Annotated in this window: 19 protein-coding genes, 1 other RNA gene and 1 pseudogene; 8 read left to right on the top strand and 13 right to left on the bottom strand. The window is 40.5% G+C overall.

Translation table 11 applies throughout. The features are described from left to right. Nucleotides 1-42: 42 nt before the first annotated feature. The 5 genes from QE404_RS01255 to QE404_RS01235 form a co-directional block, all read right to left on the bottom strand. Nucleotides 43-1,572 carry a glycosyltransferase family 39 protein gene (locus QE404_RS01255; protein ID WP_307445570.1) on the bottom strand — a complete coding sequence of 510 codons (1,530 nt, stop codon included), beginning with the start codon at nucleotides 1,570-1,572 and terminating at the stop codon, nucleotides 43-45. Nucleotides 1,573-1,706: 134 nt separating this feature from the next. Next, the gene (locus QE404_RS01250) at nucleotides 1,707-2,900 is read right to left on the bottom strand and encodes an efflux RND transporter periplasmic adaptor subunit (protein WP_307445567.1); all 1,194 of its coding nucleotides are present in this window, start codon (nucleotides 2,898-2,900) and stop codon (nucleotides 1,707-1,709) included. Between the two features lie 38 nt (nucleotides 2,901-2,938). Beyond that, nucleotides 2,939-4,210, bottom strand: coding sequence for an ABC transporter permease (locus tag QE404_RS01245; protein WP_307445564.1), 1,272 nt, complete (start codon nucleotides 4,208-4,210; stop codon nucleotides 2,939-2,941). Between the two features lie 25 nt (nucleotides 4,211-4,235). After that, on the bottom strand, nucleotides 4,236-5,465 hold the full coding sequence (locus tag QE404_RS01240) for an ABC transporter permease (RefSeq protein WP_307445563.1): 1,230 nt from the start codon (nucleotides 5,463-5,465) through the stop codon (nucleotides 4,236-4,238). A gap of 81 nt (nucleotides 5,466-5,546) precedes the next feature. Then, complete coding sequence (locus QE404_RS01235) at nucleotides 5,547-6,236, bottom strand: ABC transporter ATP-binding protein (RefSeq protein WP_307445560.1); 690 nt, start codon at nucleotides 6,234-6,236, stop codon at nucleotides 5,547-5,549. Nucleotides 6,237-6,657: 421 nt separating this feature from the next. Here QE404_RS01235 and QE404_RS01230 point away from each other — a divergent pair, with 421 nt between their 5' ends. Both QE404_RS01230 and QE404_RS01225 read left to right on the top strand, forming a co-directional pair. Next, entirely contained in the window at nucleotides 6,658-7,632 is a 975-nt protein-coding gene (locus QE404_RS01230) for a ribonucleotide-diphosphate reductase subunit beta (protein WP_307445558.1), read from the top strand. A gap of 224 nt (nucleotides 7,633-7,856) precedes the next feature. After that, the gene (locus QE404_RS01225) at nucleotides 7,857-9,524 is read left to right on the top strand and encodes a ribonucleoside-diphosphate reductase subunit alpha (protein WP_307453308.1); all 1,668 of its coding nucleotides are present in this window, start codon (nucleotides 7,857-7,859) and stop codon (nucleotides 9,522-9,524) included. A gap of 235 nt (nucleotides 9,525-9,759) precedes the next feature. Here QE404_RS01225 and QE404_RS01220 read toward each other — a convergent pair whose 3' ends face one another. Then, nucleotides 9,760-12,945, bottom strand: a complete 3,186-nt coding sequence (locus tag QE404_RS01220; RefSeq protein WP_307445557.1) for a TonB-dependent receptor — start codon at nucleotides 12,943-12,945, stop codon at nucleotides 9,760-9,762. 186 nt (nucleotides 12,946-13,131) lie between these two features. Between QE404_RS01220 and QE404_RS01215 the strand changes: the two genes are divergently transcribed. Both QE404_RS01215 and QE404_RS01210 read left to right on the top strand, forming a co-directional pair. Beyond that, a complete protein-coding gene (locus QE404_RS01215) occupies nucleotides 13,132-14,019 on the top strand; it encodes a DUF72 domain-containing protein (RefSeq protein WP_307445555.1) in 888 nt (295 codons plus the stop codon). A 180-nt stretch (nucleotides 14,020-14,199) separates the two neighbouring features. Continuing rightward, nucleotides 14,200-14,424: a hypothetical protein gene (locus tag QE404_RS01210; RefSeq protein WP_307445553.1), complete on the top strand. Its 225-nt coding sequence runs from the start codon at nucleotides 14,200-14,202 to the stop codon at nucleotides 14,422-14,424. Between the two features lie 88 nt (nucleotides 14,425-14,512). Here QE404_RS01210 and QE404_RS01205 read toward each other — a convergent pair whose 3' ends face one another. The 6 genes and pseudogenes from QE404_RS01205 to QE404_RS01180 all read right to left on the bottom strand — a co-directional run bounded on the left by QE404_RS01205 (nucleotide 14,513) and on the right by QE404_RS01180 (nucleotide 21,109). After that, entirely contained in the window at nucleotides 14,513-15,031 is a 519-nt protein-coding gene (locus tag QE404_RS01205) for a hypothetical protein (RefSeq protein WP_307453653.1), read from the bottom strand. A gap of 36 nt (nucleotides 15,032-15,067) precedes the next feature. After that, nucleotides 15,068-15,715, bottom strand: a complete 648-nt coding sequence (locus QE404_RS01200; protein WP_307445549.1) for an HD domain-containing protein — start codon at nucleotides 15,713-15,715, stop codon at nucleotides 15,068-15,070. Further along, nucleotides 15,696-16,553, bottom strand: a complete 858-nt coding sequence (locus QE404_RS01195) for an alpha/beta hydrolase family protein (RefSeq protein ID WP_307445546.1) — start codon at nucleotides 16,551-16,553, stop codon at nucleotides 15,696-15,698. Before QE404_RS01195 ends, QE404_RS01200 begins: the two co-directional genes overlap by 20 nt. 91 nt (nucleotides 16,554-16,644) lie before the next feature. Continuing rightward, nucleotides 16,645-17,532: a ribokinase gene (locus QE404_RS01190; protein WP_307445543.1), complete on the bottom strand. Its 888-nt coding sequence runs from the start codon at nucleotides 17,530-17,532 to the stop codon at nucleotides 16,645-16,647. Nucleotides 17,533-17,602: 70 nt separating this feature from the next. After that, a complete protein-coding gene (locus tag QE404_RS01185; RefSeq protein WP_307445541.1) occupies nucleotides 17,603-18,238 on the bottom strand; it encodes a DUF4241 domain-containing protein in 636 nt (211 codons plus the stop codon). 248 nt (nucleotides 18,239-18,486) lie between these two features. Beyond that, nucleotides 18,487-21,109, bottom strand: a pseudogene (locus QE404_RS01180) (valine--tRNA ligase). 128 nt (nucleotides 21,110-21,237) lie between these two features. Between QE404_RS01180 and QE404_RS01175 the strand changes: the two are divergent. Both QE404_RS01175 and QE404_RS01170 read left to right on the top strand, forming a co-directional pair. Continuing rightward, the gene (locus QE404_RS01175) at nucleotides 21,238-21,714 is read left to right on the top strand and encodes a DUF1573 domain-containing protein (RefSeq protein ID WP_307445535.1); all 477 of its coding nucleotides are present in this window, start codon (nucleotides 21,238-21,240) and stop codon (nucleotides 21,712-21,714) included. A 128-nt stretch (nucleotides 21,715-21,842) separates the two neighbouring features. Further along, nucleotides 21,843-22,712 carry a polyphosphate kinase 2 family protein gene (locus tag QE404_RS01170; protein WP_307445533.1) on the top strand — a complete coding sequence of 290 codons (870 nt, stop codon included), beginning with the start codon at nucleotides 21,843-21,845 and terminating at the stop codon, nucleotides 22,710-22,712. 51 nt (nucleotides 22,713-22,763) lie between these two features. Here the strand turns inward: QE404_RS01170 and rnpB are convergent. Then, nucleotides 22,764-23,084: RNase P RNA component class A (gene rnpB, locus QE404_RS01165), an RNA gene on the bottom strand. A gap of 179 nt (nucleotides 23,085-23,263) precedes the next feature. On the opposite strand from rnpB, the gene QE404_RS01160 reads away from it, so the two are divergent. Together QE404_RS01160 and QE404_RS01155 are read left to right on the top strand one after the other, a co-directional pair. After that, nucleotides 23,264-23,755 (top strand): RNA polymerase sigma factor, encoded by a 492-nt coding sequence (locus tag QE404_RS01160; RefSeq protein ID WP_100076810.1) that lies wholly within the window; start codon nucleotides 23,264-23,266, stop codon nucleotides 23,753-23,755. Further along, nucleotides 23,748-24,425, top strand: coding sequence for a beta-carotene 15,15'-monooxygenase (locus tag QE404_RS01155; protein WP_307445530.1), 678 nt, complete (start codon nucleotides 23,748-23,750; stop codon nucleotides 24,423-24,425). The genes QE404_RS01160 and QE404_RS01155 overlap by 8 nt, the downstream gene beginning before the upstream one ends. The last annotated feature ends 216 nt before the right edge of the window (nucleotides 24,426-24,641 follow it).

Here is a 24,641-nt window from a genome sequence, read left to right as displayed (position 1 = left end):
CATTCCTTCTTAACCTACTTTCGGATTTAGTCATCTGTCTACTCAGAAGTTTGTTTGCCAGGTGCTTTTAATTTCATCAATTTCATCCTGAATTCTTTTACGAACATCTATTTTTGCATTTCCGAAACTGAAAATCACAGTTCCTATCTCTCTTGCAAAAGGATTCTCAACAGTGCCGACAATACGTGAATGTTCAAAATAAGGCCCTGTTTCTTCAAGTTCATGTTCCGGCTTTTCTTTAACTCTGATTACATTTTTAAATGCTTTACTGAGGTCAAACCAATTGATGTAGTCCGCATTGAATGACACCGCTTTAATCCCTTTTTCCGTATAATAATTAATAGCCCCTGCCTCTCCGTAATTATCACATAGCACTATCGTTCTCCCGGTTTTTGAAAGGCTTGAATATTCCTGATCAACCTTTCTCGCAAGTTCTTTCCAGCCCTGCATATCGGCAAAATCCTGAGGCAAAGAATGCTCCTTTCCATCTTCCCAGCGAAGCAATCCATACTTTATGTATTTATCCTGATGAGATACGATGTATTCGGGACTTTTATCAGGAAAAGCTATGTTAGATATAGGAATAAAAACCAGTAAAGGAATCAGTATGCTGACAGGCTTTAGAAATCTGGCCCAGCCTCTCTTAAATAGGTGACTGAGAAAAACAGCGCCAAAAGCAATATATACAGGATACAATCCTATGGCATAATAGTCTTTTGCCTTGAAAAATAAATAAATGAGTATCGTAATAATGTAGCTCCAGAAGAAAACCCTGAATTTTTTAAAAGGCCTGTACCCTAATAATGCTCCTAAACCTGCAATAATCACAAAAATACTCCCAATAAAAAACAGAGCCTGAGAGTTTATAAAATCTATCCTGCTTACGTGTACCAGCTGGCGTTCAGAAAGTTCTTTCATATGGTGAATAACCGGAAAATCATTCCGGTACTGCCAGATTAGATTAGGAAAGACAATGATTAAAACCAATAGTGATGCTAAATACACATGGCGCTCCATAAAGATCTTCCTTTGCTCCGTTAACAGGAGTGCCGGGATTAATCCCAGTACTGAAAAGGCAATATTGTATTTATTTAATATTCCTATCCCAAAAACCACGGCGGCAATATACAGCCATTTTACTTTTTCAGAATTGATATATTTTATCAGGGCATAATACAGGAAGAGCCATAGAAATATCTCTAATGATGTTGGTTGAAACAGCATATTCACCCGGAGCAGGAGAGAAAATAAAATCCCTACAGAGGCCAGCACTTTTGCAAACAGGTTTCCATTCAGTTCTTCAACGGTCTTCCAGATAAGGACAATCGTCATTGCACCGAAAAGAGCAGGAAAAAATTTAACCCAAAATACGGAATTTCCCAGCATCTTGATGATCCAGGCTAACCACGAATTTACGGGAGGAACAGACAGATATCCCCAGGCAAGATGATTGGCCTGGTCCAGATGCAGGTATTCGTCTCTGTGGAGCTCATATTCAGGACTGATCAATTCATATTGAAGGACAAACTTTGCGATGATAAAAACAAAAAGAATCCAGTAATCTTTTTTCATATTGTGTCATTTAAATTAAAGATAAGACATTTTGATCCGCCCATTTATTACATGCTTATTAAACATTCGGCAAGATGGAAAAAAAGTCCCGGAACATCTGTTCCGGGACCAATCTGAATGTATAGAGTCGTTTATTATTTTTTCTTCTCCTTAAGCTCTTCCTTATCTTTATCTGAAGGGTTCCATACTTTCACCTCATCATCTTTGGACAGTCCAGAAAGAATTTCAACATTAATACCGTCACTGGCTCCCAAAGTTACATAAGCTTTCCTGAATTTACCGTCCGTCTGCTTCACTTCCACAAAAGGTTTGTCTTTTCCGTTCACCTTTTCATACTGAATAAGGGATTCATCCAGCAGAAGAGCATTTTTTCGGGACTTCAGCACAATTTCGCCGTTAGCTGAAAATCCTGCCCGGATATATTCGTTGTTTGGATTATACACATCACCTTCTACCGGGAATTTAATGGTTCCGTTATTATCTTTACCCTTAGGAGCGATCATCGTGAGTTTTCCCGGGAAAGTTTTATTCTGCAAAGCACCAATCACAATTTTCATCGGCATTCCCTGTTTCAGCTTTCCGGCCTGGGCTTCATCAATTTCTCCCTGGAAGATCAATGAATTAAGATCAGCGATGGAGCATATCGTGGTTCCGGCGTTGAAAGAGTTGGCTTCAATAACCTGACTACCTACTTTTACCGGCACTTCAAGTACGGTCCCTGATGCCTTGGAACGGATCTGGGTTGTGGCAAGCCCCTGCAGCTCAGGTGTAGCACCTGTTTTAGCAATCTGCAGCCTTTTCTGCGCTGTTACCAGTTGCTGGTTCGCATTTTTAAGGGCCTGTTGCATAGAGTACAGCTGCTGTTGTGAGTTCAGGTATTCCTGCTGGGAAATAACTCCCTGACTATATAATTTCTGCTGCATGGAAAATTGCTTCTGCATATTGCTGACATTCATTTTTGCATTGCTGATCTGAATCTGGGCAGTCTGTACATCCTGCTGGGCACTGTTTACCTCAGCAATATTAGGAACAATCCGTACCGTTGCAATCAGCTGACCTGCAGTTACCTTATCACCTTCATCTACCAGGATTTTATCAATGATACCGGCAATATTCGGTTTGATCTCGATTTCCTCCTTGGGGATAATCTTTCCGGTGGCCATTACTTTATCCTCCATATTCTGGATACTCGGCTTACGGGTAAGGAAGGCTTCCGCCTGCTTGGAATTGGATTTTACAAGATAACTTATCCCTGCAATTAATGCTACTGCCAGTAAAATTCCCAGCAATATATAAACAGCTTTTTTCCAGGTAAATTTCTTTTTCATATGTACAGTTTACTTTTTAATTAAGCGGTTAATTTTTATTATTCTGTTCTTAATGCCTCAATAGGCCTGATTTTTACGGCCCGCTGAGCAGGAATCATCCCGATGACCAAACCTAAGACTACCATGACCGCCATGGCTGCGAAAACATTGGTATAGTTAACGGTTGGGTTATAAAAAGGAAATTCGTCCTGATTCTGGGTCATTATATTTAAAATGATCAGAACGAAAATCCCGGAAATAAAGCCCAGCAAGCCTGATGACAATGTGATAACCACACTTTCCAGGAGGATCTGATTTCTTACCTCGGCAGGCTTGGCTCCCAGTGCCCTGCGGATACCTATTTCCTTGGTTCTCTCCTTTACCGTGATAAGCAGGATATTGGAGATGGCGATTACTCCGGCAAGAATGGTCAGTGTTCCTACGATGATCGTCAGCAGCTGCATACCGGAAAGGAAACCGGTCAGTTTCTTAAACTCTTTTCCCAGATTAAAACTTCCGAAAGCGTTGGTATCATCGGGCGACACCTTATTTTTTGCCTTCAGTTCACGTTTTACCCGTTCTTCCACTTCATTTACATCGGCGTTAGGCTTGCTTACAATGGCAAACATATCTATTTTGTCAGCGGCATTATACATTTTCGTGTATGTGGAAAGCGGAATAAATACGGTCTGGTCATTTTCAAAGCCGCCCCCTTTCTTAACCCTGAAAACACCGATCACATTAAAGAAAATCCCTTTGATATTGATGGATTGGCCTAATGGATTTTCCTTCTTTTTGGCATCAAAAAAATTCTTATAGACCTCTTCTCCTATCACAGCCACATTTTTATTTTCTGAAACATCAGCATCATTGATATACCTTCCGAAAATAAGCTTCTTCTCTGAAATTTTGTTTCCTACAGGATAATCACCCGTTAAAGAATAGGTGGCACTTTTCCCGTTTTTAGACATGGATTCTCCGGGCGTTCCGGTAAAACTTCCCCTGGAATTTTGGGGAGAGATATAATCAATTTCAGGAATTTTTCTCTTCAGCAGTTCCATATCCGGAAGCCGCAGGTCTACTTTCCGGCCTTTCGGAAAACCGTCATAAGGAATGGAAGTATTCTGTGCCCACAGGAATATGGAGTTTGTGGCAAATCCCGAAAACAGTTTATCAAAACCATTCTCCATCCCTTTTGCAGCACCGAGCAGGCTAACATACAGGAACATGCCCCAACCCACACCAATCATAGTAAGGAATGTACGGAGCTTATTATTCCTTAATGAATAATAAATTTCCTGCCAGGTATCTTTTTTAAATAAAATGTTCACAGTAGTGACGTATGAGTTATTATTTTTATTCTGTTCTTAATGCTTCTATCGGTTTGATCCTAGATGCTCTGTATGCCGGTACAAATCCTGCAATGAGCCCGGAAAAAATCAAAGCAATAAAGGCCATCAGGATGGTTCCCCAGCCCACTGCCGGTTCCCTGATAAAATATTCTTCCAGGCTGTTCCCGATCAGTTTCAGAGCCAGAACACCGAGCGCCACCCCAACAATTCCGGAAACAACCGTAATCACGACACTTTCCTGTACAATCAGGGCCACAATGCTCCGAGGCTTGGCTCCGATGGCTTTTCTTACTCCGATTTCCTTAGTTCTCTCCTTTACAATATACACCATGATATTGCTGATCCCAATGATCCCGGCCAGCAGCGTACCCATGCCTATAAATCCTACAATTGCAGTCAGCACCGCCATAAAGGTAAAAGTATCATTCATGTTCTTGGCATTGTTCCAAATCCGCACCCCGTTTTCATCATCAGGAGCAACATTTTTCCTTGATTTCAGGCGTTCTTTCAGTTCATCACCATATTTGATGGCCTGTTCAGGAGTGAGATGTTCGTCATACGCAATATACACGGTGTTTACTGTATCAGAACCTTTTTTCATCTGCTGCAGGGTCGTAATGGGCACTGTGATATGCCTTTCGTCCCAGTCTCCGCCATCATCAGAAAACACACCCACTACCCTGAACATCGTTCCGTTGATATTGAGTTCTTTTCCTACCGGGCTTCCGTTTTTAATGAGGTCACGCTGCACCATCCGCCCAATGACAGCCACATTCTGTTTGCGGTCTATATCCAGCGGTGATAAATAACGCCCTTCCAGGATTTTCCTGTTCTCAATCAACTGTTCCTGCGGATCGGCACCGTTCACCTGATAGGTGCCGCTTTCCTTTCCGTATTTTACCATGAGGCTGGAGGTATACCTTGGCGTTGAATAGCCGACCTTTTTCTTATCGGTATTTACCAGGAAATCGTAATCATCATTATTCATGGTTACTGTCCTGTCCGACTGAAGTCCGTTATAAGCGACCGTAGTTTTTCCGGTAAAGAAGGAGATCAGGTTCTGGGCATCTCGTGTAAATCCCTGGGTAAATGCATTCTGAAGCCCCGTTCCGATGCCGAAAAGCACAATGAAAATAAACAGTCCCAATGCCACGGTAAAGCCCGAAAGCACCGTCCGCAATACATTACTCCGGATAGAACTGAATATCTCCTGCCAACGATCTAGGTCAAACATGTTATTTATAATTTAATATTGAAAAATTGAAAGATTGAAGATTAAATTTCAACTGTTTCATGTTTCAAATTTTAAAGCTGGTTACAATACGTGTTGTACAATAAATTCATCACTTTCTATAATACCATCTTTTAAAACGACATTGCGTTTGGTTTGTGCCGCAACATCGGGTTCGTGGGTTACCACAATGATGGTTTTACCTTCATTATTGATGTCCTGAAGAAGCTTCATAATATCGTGGGTAGTTTTGGAATCCAATGCTCCGGTTGGCTCATCTGCAAGTACTACCTTAGGATCCGTGATCAGGGCGCGGGCAATGGCCACCCTTTGTTTTTGTCCACCCGAAAGCTCATTGGGCAGGTGATTAGCCCATTGTGCAAGACCTACTTTTTCAAGGTATTCCATTGCTTTCTGATTCCGTTCTTTCCGGGGAACATTCTGATAATACAGCGGAAGGGCAACATTATCCAAAGCGGTCTTATAACCAATCAGGTTGAAAGACTGGAAAATAAAACCTAGAAACCGGCTTCTGTATTCGGCAGCTTTAACTTCAGATAAATGCTCAATCGGGACATTGTCCAGTTCATAAATCCCTGAATCCTTTTCATCCAGAATACCGATGATATTCAGAAGTGTAGACTTCCCGGATCCGGAGCTCCCCATAATGGAAACAAACTCACCTTCGGAAATCGAGAGATTGATTCCTTTTAGCACATGGAGCTTGCTCTTTCCGGTGTCGTATGATTTATGTAAATCTTCGATTACTAGCATGAAGTGGTGTATCTTATTATGCTTAATAAGTAGAAGCAACCCTGGATTTGTTACAAGAACACGTTTTTATTGCAATAAATCCTTGTTTAATAAATTAACACCTGATTTACAATAAGTTAAAAAAATGTGTTTAATTAAAATTCTACTATTTAATATATTTTTATACTGCAACTCCTCCAAAAACCAATAGGGAAGGAAGTTTCAGGCAAATGTGGAAAACTTTTACGGTTAAAACTCAATGAATTAGTATTTGCCCCTTTTAAAATCAGTTCTTTTTTTAGAACTTTGTGGTTATAGACACTTAAGGATAAAGCAGGACCAGAAAAGACAATTCATTTCTGCAAGCAATGGCTAACCAGCCAGTTGAATATGTTCAGCATAATCCGGGGTGTCGTGATTATAAATTTTAAAGACGTTAAGTATGGGAGTTTTTGATAAAAGAGTAAGTTATAAACCATTTGAATACCCTGAAGTGCTTCAGTTTGTGGAGGCCATCAATAAATCCTTCTGGGTGCATTCGGAAGTGGACTTCACGGCAGATGTTCAGGATTTTCATTCACAGCTGGAACCTCATGAAAAACATGCTGTAAAAAACGCGCTTCTGGCGATTGCTCAGATTGAAGTATCCGTAAAAACCTTCTGGGGCAACCTGTACAACCATCTTCCAAAGCCTGAATTCAATGGCCTGGGAGCAACATTTGCAGAATGCGAATTCCGTCATTCGGAAGCCTATTCGCGCCTTCTGGAAGTATTGGGTTATAACGAAGAATTCCAAAACGTCATTGAAATCCCTGCGGTAAAAAAGAGGATCGATTTCCTTTCCAATGTTTTAAAACATGCGAATTCCGCTACCCCTAAAGAGTATGTTTCATCGCTTTTATTATTCAGCATCCTGATCGAAAATGTATCACTTTTCTCCCAGTTTGCCATCATCCTTTCATTTACCCGTTTCAAAGGGTATATGAAGAACGTTTCGAATATTATCGCATGGACTTCTATAGATGAACAGATTCACGCCAACGCAGGGATCTACCTCATCAACAAAATCCGTGAAGAACAGCCGGAACTATTAACTGATTCTGATATCGAAGATATTTATACCCTGGTAGATCAGTCCGTAGAACTGGAAGGTGAAATCCTGGACTGGATCTTCGAATTGGGTGAACTCAGCGTATTCTCCAGAGAAGATCTCCTGAACTTTATGAAATACCGCGTTGATGACAGTTTAAAGAAAATCAATATGGCACCACGCTATAATATTTCCCCTGAACAGTACCGTCCGATGGTATGGTTCGAGGAAGAGGTTTTCGCCAACTCTATGGATGATTTCTTTGCCAAAAGACCGGTGGACTATACCAAGCACGATAAGAGTATCACAGCGAACGATCTTTTTTAAGGACAAAATCTGGCGGAAAAAAGGCGCGAGCGAAGCGAGCGTCAAAGCAGCCTGAAAAATCAGCTTTCGGTTTCATGTATTATTTTTTACGTGGCCGACAACAAATTATCTGAGGATTCAGTTTACGGAGGTCTAATGGGGCATTCTGAAAAAGAAATTCGAAATTACTATAATATACATAATAACAATTCCTGAGTATTAAACATATTCGGGAATTGGAAAATATAACAGCTATGGAAGAACAGAACACACATATATGGTGGCTTAATGAAGAGTCTGAGCAAATGCTCAACAGAGGCTACCTCCTGAAAGGTGAAACAGTGGAAGGTGCTATCGACAGAATTACCACTGCCGCAGCCAAAAGATTATACAAACCGGAACTCCAGCCGGCGTTCAAGGAAATGATCACTAAAGGATGGATCAGTTTCTCATCTCCGGTATGGGCGAATATGGGAACCCAGAGAGGGCTGCCTATTTCGTGTTTCAATGTTCATATCCCGGACAGCATTGAAGGCATTACCCATAAGATGGGTGAGGTTATCATGCAGACTAAAATCGGAGGTGGAACTTCAGGATATTTCGGAGAATTACGTAACCGGGGTACAGCCGTAACGGATAATGGAAAATCTTCAGGAGCCGTTTCCTTTATGAAACTGTTCGATACCGCAATGGACGTAGTATCTCAGGGAGGGGTAAGAAGAGGGGCATTTGCCGCTTACCTTGACATCGACCATGGGGATATCGAAGAATTCCTTTCCATTAAAGATATCGGAAGCCCGATCCAGAACCTATTTACCGGTATCTGTGTTCCGGATTACTGGATGCAGGATATGATAGACGGGGATATGGAAAAACGTAAGGTATGGGCAAGGGTTTTAGAAAGCCGTCAGCAAAAGGGTCTTCCGTATATTTTCTTTACCGACAACGTTAACAGAAACAAACCTCAGGTATACAAAGATTTAGGCTTACCGGTAAACGCCAGTAACCTGTGTTCAGAGATCATGCTGCCATCCACAAGGGAAGAATCATTCATCTGCTGCTTATCTTCCATGAATTTAGAATTGTATGATGAATGGAAAGATACCGATGCAGTAAAACTTGCAATCTATTTCCTTGATGCCGTTTTATCCGAGTTCATAGATAAAACAGAAGGCAATTATTACCTTCAGGGTGCCAGAAACTTTGCGCTGCGCCACCGTGCGCTGGGTCTTGGCGCATTGGGGTACCACTCTTACCTTCAGAAAAACATGATTCCTTTTGAAAGTTTTGAGGCAACACAGTTCAATGCCAGAGCATTCAGGCATATTAAAGAACAGGCAGAACAGGCTTCAAGAGAACTGGCGAATATTTACGGTGAACCTGAATTGCTGAAAGGATACGGCTTGAGAAATACCACTACCATGGCCATTGCTCCTACCACTTCAAGCTCGGCTATCTTAGGACAGACTTCTCCTGGAATCGAGCCTTTTGCTTCCAATTATTATAAAGCCGGTCTTGCTAAAGGAAACTTTATGCGTAAGAATAAATACCTGGCAAAATTGCTGGAGCAAAAAGGACTGGATAATGAGGAGACCTGGAGGACTATAATGCTTAACCATGGTTCCGTACAGCACCTGAAAGAACTTTCTGAAGAAGAAAAAGCCGTTTTCAAGACATTCAAGGAAATTTCTCCTATGGAGATCATTTCTCAGGCTGCACAGAGACAGCAGTATATTGACCAGGCGCAATCCCTTAACCTTCAGATTCCTTCAACCATGCCGGTGAAAGATGTTAATTACCTGTATATTGAGGCGTGGAAAAAAGGGGTAAAAACCCTGTATTATCAAAGAAGCTCTTCCGTATCCAAGGAACTGATGGTTAATTTTGTCAGCTGTTCCAGCTGCGAAGCCTAATAAAATGTATAATTATTGATTATATCGAAAACCAGGATCTAGAATCCTGGTTTTTTTATTTATATTCAAGGAGTTAAACCTGCGAAGGTTGATAACTTCAATAAATATCAGTATACACTCATTTATGAACATGCATTCTGATCAGGGGTTTTGCGTAAGGTTAATTTAAATTCAAATAAAAAGGCTGCCAAAGAAAATGGCAACCTCGTGAAAAAATTTAAGTAAATAAAAATGATTAAAAATTATATCTTACCCCAAGCTGTGCCTGGAACCTCGAAGCGAACTGATCGATCGTGTAAGGCAGGTTAGGTGTTTTAAAGTTATAGGTTGGATCTCCGGCACCCGGCTGTCCCGTAGCAACATTACCTACTTTGGTTAATCCTACACTCGCTGTTGAGTTAAATGTATTCGGTACAAAATATACTTTCCCCCAATCTTTATTCAACAGATTAGTCAGGTTGATGATACTAAGGGAAATCTGCAAATTACTTTTGTTCTTTTGGCTCAGCCTGATCTCATCCATAATCCTGAAATCTGCCTGAATATTCCACGGAGTGAAATCCCCGTTTCGTTCCGTGAACTTCCCTCTTCTGCTGCTCAGGTATTCATTACCATTTATGAAGTTTTCATAATCAGCAACCTGCTGTGCTGTAGTCACAAGAATGTTTCCTGAGGCATCTTTGATAGGAGCAATATATTTAGCCGCTTCAGCCGCATCCTTGAAAATATAAGCCAGACCGGCTGCCTGTCCCGAATTGGCAATCGTACTGTTCACAAATCCCCAGGAAAAAGGGTTTCCGGACTGGGCATTGAAATATACATTGGCAGAAAGCCTGTTGGATTCGGAAAGATTGAGTCCGTATCCAAGATTCGCTACTACCCTGTTTTTAATGGCAAAGTTAGAGGTAGCCAATTTAGGATCATTAGGCGTCAACGACTGGTTCATCTGCCAGTTACTTTCCATGGAATTCCGGATTCCGTTGGTAATATCTTTGGCATCACCATAAGTGTAGGCGACGAAGAAATTAAATCCGAAATTATATGATTTTGATAACTGTGCCGTCAGGTTATACCGGTATCCTTCTTTGGTATTGGACAACATGTAAGCATTGGAGAAATTGCTGTTGATATTTGAGCTGTAAATAGGCATCTCATGGTTGGTATCATAGCTGTAATACGATACAACGTCTCTTTTGTTCACCTGCTGGAATTTAAGGTCATACAATACTTTTGTATAGATTCCTTCCAAAGTAAGTTTATATCCGGAAACCGTATAATCCACTCCCAGAGAGCTTCGCCATACTTTTGGCATTTTGAAATTATTATCAATAAGGTCTACCTGAACTTTGGAAGAATTCTGCCATTTAGGGAAATTAGCACTTACGAGAGGATCGCCATTTGCAGCCAGCTGAGCGGCTGTCGGGGAATTATAATCATAACTTCCGAATCCTACTCCATCGTTATAATAAGCATATCCGAGCCATGCAAATGGGATTCTGCCTACGAAGATTCCTGAACCTCCTCTCAGTACCACAGACCGGTCTTCGGTAAGGTCATAGGTAAATCCTAATCTTGGTGATAAGGTAGGCTTGTTCAGATAATTGTTGGTAAGCTGACTTAATGGCGTATAAGTATAAGTTGTCCCGTAATTAGGATCCTGTGGCGAATTATTTACCAAGCTACTTAATACAGGTTTGTTTGGAAGGTCAGTATAATCTACTCTTACCCCGGGCGTCAATCTCACCCTTCCCCAATTGATCTCATCCTGAAAGTAAAGCGACAGGAGGTTAACCTGATAATGTGCATAAGGATTGTTAAAGAGGGCATTCCGGTCTTCTCCGTTCAGAGAATAGGTTCCTCTGATCCTTGCAGGATTGGAGTTGAAGAAATCATTCAGGCTCTTATAGGAAATTCTCCCGTTCAGTGCGTTAACAAAACCATAATCTATATTGTATAACTCATTGTGTGTTCCTACAAGGAATGTATGATGTCCTGCTTTGTAAGTAAGGTTATCGGTAATTTCGAAAGTCTTCTGCTTCATATTGAATACCGTTGCTTCCCGATCATTACCCAATAAGATTGTCCCTCCGTTATAGGCGATTTCCACTTGCGGGAACATCGCATTGGAGGAAGTAGGATCCCTGTAGTCGTGGATCGAGGAATAGCCCAGTACCAGATTATTGTTCCATTTATCGTTGAAACGGCTTTTCAGCTCAAGCGTTGTGGAGGAAGCCATATTTTTCTGAACAAAATCCATACTTGAAAACCTGAAATTAGCTCCGTCACGTTCAAGATTGGAAGCCTGGGAGAATACGGTATTGTTCTTAATGGATAAAGTATGCTTGTCATTGATCTTCCAGTCCAGTTTATTGAAAAGTTTAGAGCTTTCTGAAAAATTGGAATAGGCATCATATGTTCCCGGGTCAAAGTTGTATTTGCTGCGTACGAAGTTGGAAATCTGACTGGCTACAGCATCATTCACCAATGCATTAGGGTCGTTTGCATTATAGAAAACAGGATCTGTCCTTTTCGTATATTCCATATTGGTGAACAGGAAAAGCTTATCTTTTATTACCGGCAGGCCTACCCTTCCTCCATAAATAAAATCTTCAAATGAATTCGGCATTTTTGAATTGTCACCAACCCTGTTTCTTCCGGTTATAGCTGCATTTCTTCCGTAAGCATACAACGATCCTTCAACATTGTTGCTTCCGCTTCTCGTTACGGCATTAATACTTCCGCCAAGAAAGTTTCCTAATTTTACATCATACGGCGCGATATAGACCTGAACATCCTGGATCGCATCCAGACTTATGGAATTGGAGCGGGTACTGCTTCCAGGCATTCCTGAAGTTCCCGTTTGACCTCCTAATGATGGGCTGAATCCAATCGCATCATTATTGATTGAACCGTCAATGGTTACGTTATTATAACGGAAATTGGTTCCGTTGAATGAATTGTTGGCACTCTGCGGAACAAGCTTAGTTACATCCTGAATCCCCCTGTTAATATTAGGAAGTCCTGAAATCTGTGCCTGGCTGATGCCTACACCATATTTGGCAATACTTTTCTTAGAGGTAAGTTTTACCTCATCGATCATTTTTTCTTTGTTGTTAACTTCTACAACCGGCAGATCATTATTTCCTAATGAAAGCTGTACGTTGCTGTTTGAATAAATAACCTGTGAACCGTCGGAGATCTCAATCTTATATGGTCCTCCGGGCTGCAGGTTATCAAGGCTGAACTGTCCTTTGCTGTTACTTTTGGTTTCAAAAGTACTGTTCGTAGGTATGTGCACTACTTTTACCGTCATTTCCGAAGCGGTCCCTCTTAATCTTCCGAAGATTTTAGAGCTGGTTTCCTGGGAAAAGGCAAGACTGAAAGAAAGCAGCGCAACAGCACAGATTATTCTTTTCTTCATAACTTATTTTTAGGTTCAAAATTGTATGGCAAAATTAGACGGAGTAAACAGGATTGGTGGTAACACACAGTTAACATTACGTTACATAATTTTTAATATTTCCTTAAAAAAAACTTAAAGAATAACTGTCCCATACCACAAGTCATCGAAAAAATCGCTATTTTTAGGTTTAAAATCACCCAGATTATGAAATTCGGAAAAGTAGCAGATCCTTCCCATATTGATTTTACTTTACCTCCCGACCATCCCGCTACTGAAATAGTGCTGCGCAGGAATGAAAATGGTCTTGAAAACATCTCTATAGGCTGTGCCAAATGGAACCGAACCGACCTGAAAGGATTTTACCCAAAAGGAACTAAGGATGAACTTCGTTATTATGCCACTCAGTTCAATTCTATTGAGCTTAATGCCACTTTTTACGGGATGCCTACACCGGAACAGATCCTCACATGGAAAGATAAGACACCGGAACACTTCAAATTCTTTCCAAAAATCACGAATACAATCTCACACTTCCGACGGCTCATAGATGTTACGGATGCGGTAACACAGTTTGCTACTGCCGTTGCACATTTCGAGGAGAAACTGGGGATGGTTTTCTTACAGCTTCATGATAACTTCCAGCCTAAAGATTACAATAGGCTGGAGAAATTTGTCAGAGACTGGCCCGAAGAGATCCCGGTAGCTATTGAGCTCAGAAATGCGGAATGGTTTTCGGACGAAGCGGTTTTCAATAAGACATGTGAACTATTCGAGGATCATAATATTACCAATATCATTGTAGATACGCCGGGAAGAAGAGATATGCTCCATATGCGCCTGACCACTCCCAATGCTTTTATCCGGTATGTTGCTACGGATAGTCAGCATGATTACAAAAGGCTGGATGCCTGGCTGGCCCATCTGGCTCACTGGAAGCAGCAGGGACTTCGCAACCTTTGTTTTTTCGTTCATCAGGATATCGGCAGCTTTGATTTTTTATCCGCTCATTTCATTAAAAGGATGAATGATACATGGAAAACCTCCATTCATATTCCTCAAATGGCCGCTGAAAGTACGGGTACGCTATTCTGAATAAGGACACATCTTATCATTTATTGAGTACTGAACTCCGGTCAATACAACCGAGTCAGATCCCTACATAGCGATGCAATGGCCAACCATTGCATCAGGTCTTTTATTCGTTTATTTTCACTAACTTAGCAGAATAAATAATTCACTTTTAATTTGAATTATTGCATTAAATCAAATGACATGGAAGATCATGAAATCTGCAGCATAATCATTTCTGAGAATGATTTCAGTTATGAATACACGTTCTACGAAGACGGGATAATCAGGCTCACATGCCTGAAAGAAGACGGAACAACGGAATGGATAAAAAAAGAACAGATCAGCACCAGGAACAAAGACAGACTGGTAAGACTGTGCCCGGAAGAGCAGAAAGAAAAAGTAATGCTGATCCTTAACTATCCTTAACGAACGTGAGGATTTTACTTCCTTCTCAGCAGCAAAACAAGGTTAAGGAACAACAATAAGAGGTCAAGGGTGACCCAGATCCCATATTTTACATTTTCTCATGATTGTAGGCTTCAATCTGCTTTTTCGCAGTATCTGAAAGTTTCATGCTCTGGTTAATGTAATTATGGATTTCAATCACCTGGTCGATATTTTTATTGGGCACGGAATGCTGAGAAAAATATACAAGGTTCTTTTTTCCCAAATACCCTACGATCCAGTATTCATCAGATTTATCCATTCTGAGATATTCTATCCGGTAGTATTCCGGGCGGATGGTTCCGATGTGTTTTACTTCACGGGTAGCAGCGTTTTCAGCTTCATTAATATTGATGACATAGAAATCCAGTGTCTGGGGAAGCTTATTGATGACCTGCAACGCCAATGAATTCTGTACAATTCCTACGGAACTTTTTTTAATGAACCAGTAGGTAAAAACAGAAACTGCTAAAACAACCGTTACGATACGAAACAGTTTCGCCCATTCCGCACCTTTCCCTCTTTTCAGTTTCGACAGAAACAGAGAAATAACCAGTGCCAGGAAAAGTGTAAAAATGATCAACATCATAGGACAAAGATACTGAATTAGTATTTGAACAGGTGATTAATCTACATTCCATTCCCTGTAAAACTGGTCAAGGAATTTCAGCATGAAGTTATGGCGCTCTTCCGCAATCTCTTTTCCTTTCCTAGTATTCATCATATCTTTCAGAAGCAGGAGTTTTTCATAAAAATGATTGATTGTAGTACCATCGGATTTTTTATACTCCTCCTTAGACATATCCAGTCTCGGTTTCAGGTCGGGATGATACATGAGGTTGTTCTTAAAACCTCCGAAATTAAAGGTCCTGGCTACCCCGATCGCTCCAATGGCATCAATACGGTCTGCATCCTGAACAATCTTAAGTTCTAAAGGAAGGTCTTTCGGTACGTCATTCCTGTTTTTAAAAGAAATATTCTTAATGACAAACAAAACCTGTTGGATGAGGTCTTCTGAGGCATCCTGGCTTTCAAGGAATGTACGGGAAACCTGTAAGGCAAGGTTTTCATCGCCATTGTGAAACTTAGGGTCTGCAATATCATGTAATAATGCAGACAGTTCTACCACTTCATGGTTGCAGTTTTCATCCTGAGCAATTTTTCTGGCCAGTTTCCAGACCCTTTCAATATGAAACCAGTCGTGCCCGGCTTCCGCCCCTTTAAGTTGTTCTTTTACAAATTCTGCTGTATTTTCAATCAGATTGTTTTCCATGCATCCATTCATTTAAAATAATAGCCCAAAGCTTTCTGTTATAGCTCCTGAAAAAATTGATGTGCCCTATTTTTCCTGCTTCAGATTCGGAGGTCCGTATCAGTCTGATGACCGGCCGTAGATTACTGTATGTATCATGCAACAAACTGCTTACAGCTTCATCCGTGAGCCAGTGGTCATCTTCTGCGCGGATTACAAATGTTTTTTGAGTAAGCCTTTCAGAATAATTATGTACCATTTTCAGCAGGGCACTCGTAGATTTCCGGTTCAAAATTAAGATTCTCCAGTCATAAGCGCAATTTTTCGGCAAACTTTCTCCCAATCCGAACCATTGTGCCGGAAAATATCCCATCAAAGCAGTAAAGAATGGCTGTGCGATTCCAAATCCAAGATACGCTTCTACTTTTGTCCTCCAGTTTAAATGCCCGACAAACGCATTCTGTGCCCCTACAAAAACAAATTCTTCAAACATGGCAGAATCCTCATTCATTCCAATAATCAAAGCTCCAACAGAATGTCCCAGCAAATATTTCCGGTATCCGGGAAAATAGATTTTTATATAATCTGTGATGGCTTTATAATCTTCTGTTCCCCAGGTCCTCATGGATGACCTGCATTTTTTAATATTTTCAGGCTTTGAAAGCCCGATTCCGGAATAGTCATAAGTAATGACCGTAAACCCGTGATCGGAAATGTACTGTGCAAAAGAAAAATAGACCTGCTGCTTTACGCCGGTAGCGGAATTGATCAGCAATATGCTTCCATTGCTCTGATCCGGCACGAAAATATGTGCGACAATAGAATTTTCACCTTTAGTGTTGAGAATCAGCTTTTCCATAGTTCAAATAAAAAAGTCCACTGTAAAAGTGAACATTTTCTATTTCTTTTTTTGCATCAAGGCCTTTTTTCTGTATGCAGCAAATAATGGATCACCTGAAATCTGACAACCTCGGCAATCCGTTCTGGGATCCTTTTTTACATGAAACCCTTGCCGATACTTCATTTCCGAATTTAACGCATTCTTCAATAGGATTTCCGTGACAGAGCGCGATGGCAAAGCCCGACGTAAAAGCATCGCCCATCCCCATTTTATAAATGGCTTTATTGCCGTCGTGACGGAAGTATTTCATTTCTGTCCCGTCAAAATATACTGTAGAATTCGTATCATCCCGTACAAATACTTTATTGAAGTATTTTTTGAGGATATCTTCTCTCTGCTCTTCTCCAAAAATAATATGCAGTTCACTGCTTTTTGCCACGATAAAATCAATCTGATCCAGAATTTCTTTGTTCAGAGGAACTGCCGGCGAAGCATACATGCCCACCATATTCCCATATTTTTTAGCTTTTCTGATCGTGTATTCAATGACTGAAAGCGACACCTCCAGCTGCACAAGTACAAGGTCTGAAGTCTGAAAATATTTGTCCGCCGCTTCCACATGAGCATTACTGAGGCAGTGATTGGCAGCAGGGACAACTACAATAACCGCATCACCGTCCGCCACAGTTACATAGGCTGTACCCGTAGCATCACGGTCTGTCTCATGTACAAAGCCTACATTCACATTTTCATTTACAAGATTCCTCATGATCTGCTGCCCGAGGGGATCCATACCTACGCAACCTACAAAATATACGCTTGCTCCCAATCTTGCTGTTCCTACGGCCTGGTTAGCTCCTTTCCCCCCAAAATAGCTTTCTGAACTTCGGGCCATCACTGTTTCGTTAGCTGACGGAATCTTTTCAGTTTCTAATATAAGATCTATAGAAGAACTTCCTACCACAATAACTTTGGGCTGATCTGCAGAAAATTTCATTATGCTCTACACTGTTTATGGTTATACACAAATGTATAACAAATATTATTGTTACGAGAATGTTTTTCAGTTAGCTGATCTCAATGAATTCCGTGACAATCTTTGCCGGACTGCCCTGCTCATCATACCCAATATAACTGGCATAAAAACCTTCCCCGTAGCCTGTTTCAAATGCAAAAACAGTCCCCGGATGATCTTCAGAAGGTTTCAGGAAAGCATACTGGTCTATCGCCCCATTTTCATCAAAGAAGTACTCATGAAAAAATTCTTCATAGATGCCCATAAAATCCACGCCTTTGCTACGATAAAGCCTTTGTTCAAGTTTATTGAGCTCATCCTGTGTATCAACATCCATAAAACACCCCATGCCGCTTTCTACAGGGTACCCGAATACTTCTTCGCCGGAAAGATCTGCCACATCCTGACCTTCGGTTGTGGCCATTTTCCATTCTTTCACCTCTTCTGTACTGAAAACAATTTCGGCATATGCCACACAGTTGCTTTCCTTCTCTTTATGCAGCAGGACAGAAAAGTCCCCTTTTGGAAATATTGTGGTAAAAGGTTTCATATCGCTGGTAATCACAGGATCACAGGAGACCAGCTTTCCGCTGGGAAGATAAATTTTTCCTACTTCAAAGCTCTCCAGCAAAGGGCTTTCAACAAAGTTTCTAGAAAATAATCTTTTTATGTTTTCTATGTGTTTCATATAGTATTCTTATCCAATATCAGGCTGAACAGTATTAAATGCTATTCTTTTTTCAAAAAATTATTTATTACATATAAAATCAAAGTTTTTTATGTAATAAATAGTTGTATTATTTTTCAGGCCAGCTAAAAAAACTGCAAAGAAGACATCCCTACTGTCTTCTTTGCTTATATTAATTTTCTAAAACGTTCAGCGATATACTTTAGTAGCTTTCGCAAGCTATAACTACTGCTGCCCGGTTATGTATATTAACTACGAAGGCTTTTCAGCTTTTCTTCCAGAATAGCGATTTTATCCTGTGCATCTTTCTGTTTTTTGCGTTCCGTTTCCACTACTTCGGGTTTTGCATTCGCAACAAACTTCTCATTAGAAAGCTTTTTATCAACAGAGATCAGGAATCCTTTCAGGTATTTCAGTTCTTCTTCAGTTTTGCTTTTCTCTTCCCCAAGGTCCAGGTTTTCGCTCAGAGGGATGGATACTTCCGTTGCTCCCACCAGGAATGTAAAGCTTGGCTTATCTGTCTTTGTTCCGAAATGAATTTCTGAAACATTTGCTAATTTTTTTATAACAGATTCGTTCGCAAATTCTGAAGCATTTGTATAGACATCTACAGTTTCCCTTGGTGAAATACCTTTGGTCTGACGGTAATTTCTTATCCCTGAAATTAATTCTGATGCGGTTTCGAAGTTTTTAATGATCTCTTCATCATAAGCGCCAGCCTTCTTCTGCTGTGCAATAACCAAGGCTTCATCAATACTCCTTTCCGAAATGGTTTGCCATAATTCTTCAGTTAAAAAGGGCATAAACGGATGCAGCAGCTTCATCAGCTCTTCAAAGAACTCGATTGTCTTATCATATACTTCCCTTGAAATCCCTTCACCGTAATTCGGTTTAATGGCTTCCAGGTACCATGCACAGAAATCGTCCCAAATCAGTTTATATACCAGATGTAATGCGTCAGAAATCCTGAATTTCTCAAACTGGTCTTCAATTTCAGCAATGGTTTTGTTCAGTTTATTCCCAAACCACTCAATAGCCTGGTTTTCTGCTATATTGGCTGGTTTATCTTCATGATTCCACATGTTGATCAAACGGAATGCACTCCAGATCTTCGTCATGAAATTTCTTCCCTGAAGCATCAGATCTTCATCAAAAAGAAGGTCATTTCCAGCTGCAGAACTTAGTAAAATCCCTACACGAACTCCATCTGCTCCGTATTTGTCCATCAATTCCAAAGGATCCGGTGAATTTCCTAAAGATTTTGACATCTTTCTTCTCTGCTTATCTCCTTACGATTCCTGTGAAATACACATTTTTAAACGGAACTTCCTTCCTGTATTCCAGTCCGGCCATGATCATCCTAGCTACCCAGAAGAAAATGATGTCCGGTCCGGTAACCAGATCAGAAGTCGGGTAATAATAGTTGATGTCTTTATTTTCAGGATCAAGCAAACCATCAAATACAGACATTGGCCACAACCATGATGAGAACCAGGTATCCAGAGCGTCCTGATCCTGTGTCAGCTGATCTTCTGAAAGATTATGGTTGCCTGTCTTTTCTCTTGCCAGGATTAAAGCTTCCTCTTTAGTTTCAGCAACTACGAAATCATGTTCTCCGTCACCATAGTAATACGCAGGAATCTGCTGTCCCCACCAAAGCTGGCGGGAAATATTCCAGTCGCGGATGTTCTCCATCCAGTGTTTATAGGTATTTTTAAACTTTTCAGGATAAAGCTTTACTTCATCGTCCATCACCACATCCAGGGCAGGTTTGGCAATTTCAGCCATTTTAAGGAACCACTGAACGGATACCTTAGGCTCAATCACTGCGCCAGTTCTTTCCGAAGTCCCTACTTTATTCACATAATCTTCTGACTTCAACAGAAGGTCCTTTTCTTCCAGTTCCTTTGCAATCTGTTTTCTTACATCGAATCTGTTTTTTCCGGCGTAATGTAAGCCGTAATCATTCAGATTTCCATCATCATCCAGGGCATCGATCATTTGAAGGCCATGCTTCTGCCCGATTTCATAATCATTCGTATCGTGAGCAGGCGTAATTTTCAACACCCCTGTCCCGAATTCGATATCTACATATTCATCTTCTATAATCGGAATCACCCTGTCAACGATAGGTACAATAACTTCTTTCCCTTTCAGGTGGGCGTACCGCTCGTCATTAGGATTGATACATACCGCAGTATCCCCGAAAATAGTTTCAGGACGGGTAGTTGCAACGGTAAGAAATTCATCTGAACCGATGATCTTATATTTCAGGAAATAAAGTTTCCCGTTTTGTTCTTTAAAGATAACTTCCTCATCAGAAATATTGGTTTTGGCTTCAGGATCCCAGTTGACCATCCTGTAACCTCTGTAGATCAACCCTTTATTATACAGATCTACAAAAGATTTGATTACCTGCTGAGAAAGCTTTTCCTCCATGGTGAAACGGGTTCTGTCCCAATCACACGAACATCCCAGTTTTTTCAGCTGCTCAAGGATAGTACCACCGTATTTATCGGTCCACTCCCAGGCATGTTTTAAAAACTCTTCGCGGGTAATATCAGACTTGCTGATCCCTTCCGATTTCAGTTTGGCAACCACTTTGGCTTCAGTAGCAATGGAGGCATGATCTGTTCCGGGAACCCAGCAGGCATTGAAGCCCTGCATTCTTGCCCTGCGGACCAGTACATCCTGAATGGTATTGTTAAGCATATGCCCCATGTGCAAGATCCCCGTTACGTTAGGCGGAGGGATGACCACGGTATAAGGCGGCTTATCGTTGGGTTCTGAATGGAAATATTTATTTTCCAGCCAGTAACTGTACCATTTCTGTTCTGCTTCCTGTGGATTATACTTTTCTGAAATCTGCATAAATACTGTTTCTTTAATTACAATCTGCAAAAATAGTTTAAAGAAAAAAAATTTTGAGTATGAATTAAAATAATTTTTAACTTTGTTTCTCAAAATTTATCTAACAAACATATTTAACATTCAAGAATATGAAAAAATTAATTGCAGGTATTGCACTATTCGGAACATTTGCTGTTGCATCTGCGCAAACCATCACTTTCGACAGAACTACTTTTGATTACGGTACAATTAAGCCTAGTTCTGACGGTACACGATACTTCACGGTAACGAATACCGGCGATAAGCCATTAGTGCTTTCCAACGTAAAGGCATCTTGTGGATGTACAACTCCTGAGTTCAGTACAGATCCTATCATGCCAGGAAAATCTGCTAAAATAAAAGTGGGTTACAACACCGCCATTAACGGAGGATTCAACAAAATGATTGAAGTATTCTCTAATGACCCGGCAAACAGCAGAAGCGTAATCTACATCAAAGGTACAGTAGACGCCAACGCTCCTGAACCAAAGCCACTGACTCCTGAAGAGCAGAAAAAAGCCGCTAAAGATCAGAAAGCTGCAGAAAAAGCTGCAAAAAAGGCCGCTAAAGTAGCTGCGAAAAAATAATCTTTACCAAAGAAAAAAGAAAAACCGCCTATAATAAGGCGGTTTTTTTTATTATATTTAGGTCTAGAGACGGATATGTAGGAACCTGATTTAAAGCAAATCATACAATAAATAAAAGATCAAGGCATATGGATACACAATTTTCAGATGATTTTCTGGTAAAAGACAAATTCTCAATCAGTAAAACATCTACAGAATATAAAGGGGATCTGACCAAAGAACAAGGAGTTCAGCTTCTTGCCGCAGAAAAGGAAAAATTAAGGAAACTTCAGGAAGAGCTATATGCAGACGGAAGCCAATCGCTGCTGGTTATCTTACAGGCCATGGATGCCGCGGGTAAAGACAGTCTCATTGAACATGTTTTCGGTGGCGTAAACCCACAGGGATGCCATGTGACAAGTTTTAAGACACCCAGTCCCAAGGAGTATCAGCATGATTTTCTGTGGCGCCATTATCTAGCCCTGCCAGAAAAAGGGATGATCGGAATCTTTAACCGCTCACATTACGAAAGTGTTCTGGTATGCAAAGTTCATCCTGAATATAATTTAAACGAGAAAACCTGGAAATCCGTAAAAGATTTCGACCAGAAATTCTGGAACAACCGGTATGAAAGCATCCGTAATTTTGAAAAGCACCTTGCCAGTAACGGAACGAGGATCATTAAGATCTTTCTGAACGTTTCTAAAAAAGAGCAGAAAAAAAGGTTTCTGGACAGGATCAATGAACCGAACAAAAACTGGAAGTTTTCTGCGGCAGACCTCCCTGAGCGTGCCTTATTCGGCCAGTATATGGAAGCATACGAAACAGCCATCAATGAAACCTCAAAAGACTACGCACCCTGGTATGTGATCCCCGCTGACAATAAGTGGCTGTCGCGGCTCGCTGCGGTACAGATCATTACGGAAACCCTGGAAAAGATGAACCTGAAATATCCTACACTTTCCGAAGATGCATCTGCAGAGCTTAAAGAGGCCAAAAAACAGCTTGAAAGTGAGTAAAATACATTGAATAAAAGCGGTAAGGGGAAAATGTAGGCCTGCGAAAAAGAAACCACGAGAAAATCTGTAAGCCGGATTCTGTACTTCCTGGGAAGTGCCTGTTATTTATCTGCGTTTTACATTACTGCAAAACTTGAGCTGATTACCCCTCGGCTTTCAGAGCGAGCCACTCCTATTTTCATTGCTGAAAAGAACCGATATACTTACCATTGCACCGCAAAGAGTTTACCTGGTTTCACTACAGCCGAACTGTACCTGCTTTCTGTTGCACTTGTCCTACCCTCACGGGTGACGGATGTTATCCGCTTTGCTGCTCTATGGTGTCCGGACTTTCCTACCCCTGCAAGAGGGATCAACAGGCCGATTTTCTCGTGAATGCAAAGATACGGGATAATTTGAAAATTCAGCAATGTGCTAATTTGAAAATGAGAATTAAACATATTTATACCAGCTTTTTCTGAAAATTTTCAAATTTTCAAATTAATATCTTTTCAAATTAATTAATTACTGCAATATTATTATCTTCGTACCATCATTTATTTACACCAGCCTTGGCTTCAAAAGAAAAAGAGTTTGCACAGCTTATTAAGGATAATCAGGGATTGATTATCAAGGTTTCACGGCTGTATACTAATTCTCTTGAAGATGAGGAAGATCTTTTTCAGGAAATTGTCCTGCAACTCTGGAGAAGCTATGATTCATTCAAAGGAAACTCAAAAATTTCCACCTGGATGTACCGGGTTGCCTTGAATACAGCCATCACCCTTTTCAGAAAAAAGACAAAAAGCCTGCCTACCAATGAGCTTGATATTAATCACCGGGATTTTGTAGAAGATGACGATGATAAACAGCAGCAGATCTCCCTTTTGTATACCGTTATTAAAACCCTTCCGAATGTTGAGAGGGCTATCGTTATGATGTATCTGGACGATCTGCCGTACAAAGATATTGCAGAAAACCTTGGGATTACGGAAGTGAATGCACGAGTAAAAATGAACAGATTAAAGAAAACCCTTAAAGAAAAGATGGAAAAGTATGCCTGAATTTGACTTAGACAGTTTTAAAAAGACCTGGCAAGATCAGCCGGTTCAGAAAAAATACGACAGTCAGGAGATTCTTCAGATGCTGAACAGGAAATCACGTAATTATGTGAAGTATATTTTCTGGATCAGCGTGGCAGAATTTTTATTTTTCAGTATCCTGGGATTATTTTATATTTTTCAAAATAATGAAGCCGACGGATTCCTTAATACCCTTGAAAAACTTGGGATTAAAAGAACTTCCGGCCTTGAAGAAACATTCAATACTATTTACATGACGGTAAAATGCCTCAGTCTGGCTGTCACCGCATATTTTGTATATAGGTTCTACATCAATTACCGCCTGATCCGGATTGAAGAAAACCTGAAAAAACTGATCATCAGGATCATCCAGTATAAAAAGACTGTTAATGCTTTTATCCTGACAAATATTGTGCTGATGATCTCGTTCATGTCCATCATTACAGCTATTATCTTCTATATTTTAAATTCACAGAATATCAAACTGGAAAACTCCACTCTTACAGGCCTTCTGATAGGACTTATCTTAAGTACGGCTTTATGTGTACTGATTGTCTGGGTATATTACAGGCTGGTATACGGCATCATTGTTAAAAAGCTTGATAAGAACTTAAAACAGCTTAAGGAGATTGATTCTCAGGATCAAATATAGTATTCAGGAGTAAAAAATTTCCTGATTCCGTGCTTTTACATTCCTAATTGTTACCCCAAAAAGGTTATTTTCATCCTTCCATGATCTGAATCATACATTTCAGAATTAATAAATGTTACTTTTGGTAAACACCAATCACAAAATATTAACTATGAAATTTCATCCGTGTCAGTTATACAGTATTGATAAGCCATCCTGTTTATCTCTCCACAACCG

The sequence above is a fragment of the Chryseobacterium camelliae genome, assembly GCF_030818575.1.
Taxonomy (GTDB): Bacteria; Bacteroidota; Bacteroidia; order Flavobacteriales; family Weeksellaceae; genus Chryseobacterium; species Chryseobacterium camelliae_A.
Note: the sequence above shows the minus strand (reverse complement) of the source record. Positions and strands in the feature narration are given on the sequence as shown.